This window comes from Halorubrum sp. AJ67 (genome assembly GCF_000513435.1).
In genome coordinates, this window is the sequence record NZ_CBVY010000010.1 from 108,868 (window position 1) to 110,892 (window position 2,025).

Annotated in this window: 2 protein-coding genes and 1 pseudogene; 1 reads left to right on the forward strand and 2 read right to left on the reverse strand. The window is 69.8% G+C overall.

Features of this window, described 5'->3' with window-relative positions; all coding sequences use genetic code 11:
* A pseudogene (locus tag BN903_RS17475) lies at positions 1 to 304 on the reverse strand (hypothetical protein); the annotation flags it as partial.
* Between the two features lie 181 nt (positions 305 to 485).
* Here BN903_RS17475 and BN903_RS09885 point away from each other — a divergent pair.
* Complete coding sequence (locus tag BN903_RS09885; RefSeq protein ID WP_048077568.1) at positions 486 to 1,388, forward strand: hypothetical protein; 903 nt, start codon at positions 486 to 488, stop codon at positions 1,386 to 1,388.
* Positions 1,389 to 1,416: 28 nt separating this feature from the next.
* On the opposite strand, the gene BN903_RS09890 is transcribed toward BN903_RS09885, so the two are convergent.
* Entirely contained in the window at positions 1,417 to 1,995 is a 579-nt protein-coding gene (locus BN903_RS09890) for a hypothetical protein (protein WP_048077569.1), read from the reverse strand.
* Positions 1,996 to 2,025 lie beyond the last annotated feature (30 nt).

A 2,025-nucleotide genomic window follows, 5' to 3' on the forward strand; every position in this document is an offset into this window, starting at 1 on the left:
CCACCGGCTCCTCGAACAGCCGGCGGATCCCCTCCGGGCCGCCTTCGAAGTTCGTCACGTGGACCGTCCCGTCGCGCACGTCGAACGCGACGAACCCCTCGACCGAATCCGCGGGGGTCTCGTCGTCGTCCGCGGCTTCTGTCTCTCCGCCCCCGTCGTCCGCGGCTTCCGTTTGCCCGGACTCGTCCGTCACCGCGACGCGCACCGAGCGGTCGTGGATCATGTCGCGGACGACGCCGCTCGGCCGCCCCGTCATCGACGCCAGGGCCGTCGCGTCGGCCTCGACCGCGTCACGGACTCGCATACCGTCGTACTGTCGCCCGAAGACATAAAGTCGCTGCCGCGCGGTCGACGGCGACCGGTTGATTTTAACGAGCGGCGGACCCAGAAACGCGCATGTCCAAATCAACGAAGATCGTGGTCGGAACGGTCGGCGTCTCGGCCGTCCTCTCGGTGCTCATCATCCTCTCGTACGTCCTCGGCTGATGTTCTCGACCCGGTCGCTCGACGACGACCTCGCGGCGGTCCGCGACCGGTACGCGCCGGGATCGCCCGTCCTCGACGTCGAGACGGACTTCGAGACGCTCCCGCCGGCCGCGGCGGAGGATCTGGGCCTCTTCGTCGACGCGCTCGCTCCCGCCTCGTACCCCGCCGAGTGGCTCCCCGAGGCGGTGCCGGACCTCCTCCGAAAGCACGCGGGGCCGGCGTTCACGGTCGGTCTCCCGGGCGACGGGACCGTCGTTCGAACGACCCAGACCGACCCGCCAGCCGTCCTCGTCAAGCGGCGCGCGGAGGGGACGCCCGACGACTTCCTCGCGTTCCTGATCGCCGAGCGACTGGTCCAGATCGGCTGCGAGCCGGCTTCGGGGGCCGTCGGCGGCGACGATGCCGCTTCGACTGCCGACGCCGCCTCGACCGCCGGCGACGCGCCCGGCCTCCCCGAGACGTTCCTCCCCTTCTTCGGCGAGCGCTACCGCGACCTCGACGCGGCGATCCGGCGTCCCGACCCGGAGACGGGGGCGTCGACGACGGGGTTCGGCCCGGCCGACGTGTTTCAGGTCGCGAACGCGCTGTTCGACGCGTGGGTCGGGCTTCACACCCGCGAGGAGTTCGCGTCGTGGACCGGAGAGTACCCCCGGCTGTTCGACGCGTGGGAGGACGCGGGCGACCGGCTCTCGGGTCGGCTCGGCGAGCTCTCGACCGAGGTCGCCCGCGGCGACACCGACTTCCCGAGCGCGACGGAGTACGCCTGCTCGGCGGTCAAACACGATCTGGACCTCCCAGCGCCGTACGGCGCGCTCGACACGGCCGCCTACCGGGACCGCGGGGCGGCCTACGCCGTGAGGTGGACACAAAAGACGTTCGCGGCGCTCGTCGACGAGGAGTGAAACGGGAATTCCCGGCCAGACGCGACCGTCAGAGGTCGACGACGACGTTCCCGTCGCCGTCGAGGTCGATGACGCCGTCGAACAGCTCCCGGAACCGGTCGAGGGTGGCAACCTCGTGGACCTCCTCCGAGAGGTGGAAGATGCCGACCGCGTCGTGTTCGTCGAGGAGGTCGAGGATCTCGGCGGCGGCCTCGTACACAGCGTCGTCGTCGGCGTAGTAGGCCATCTCGGTGAGCGAGTCGACCGAGACGCGTCGCTTCCCCTCGTTTTCAGTGAGGAAGCGCTCGACGCGGTCGACGACGCCGTCGAGGTCGTCGGGCGCGGAGACGTAGTAGACGTCGTCGGACGTCCGGCGGGAGTAGCCCCGCTCGACTGAGAGCGTGTCGAGGATGGTCGCCTTCGTCTCGTCGACGTCGTAGTACTCCAGCTTCTGTTCGACCTCGCGCGCGGTGGTCCGCGTGGAGACGACGAGGAACGCGTCGGTGTCGGTCTTCAGGAAGTCGGTGTCGATCCGGTCGGTCTCGCCGATGCTCGGGTGGACGAGCAAGAGTCCGGTCCCGCCCGGTATCGTTTCCGGCCCGTTCTCGACGGCGAGGGAGTAGTCCATGGGATCGGAACTCGCCGGATCGACTTAACG

Excerpts from the sequence above, each read along its gene's own strand:
- BN903_RS09890 (WP_048077569.1), bottom strand. The coding sequence starts at position 1,995 with ATGGACTACTCCCTCGCCGTCGAGAACGGGCCGGAAACGATACCGGGC.
- BN903_RS09885 (WP_048077568.1), top strand. The coding sequence starts at position 486 with ATGTTCTCGACCCGGTCGCTCGACGACGACCTCGCGGCGGTCCGCGAC.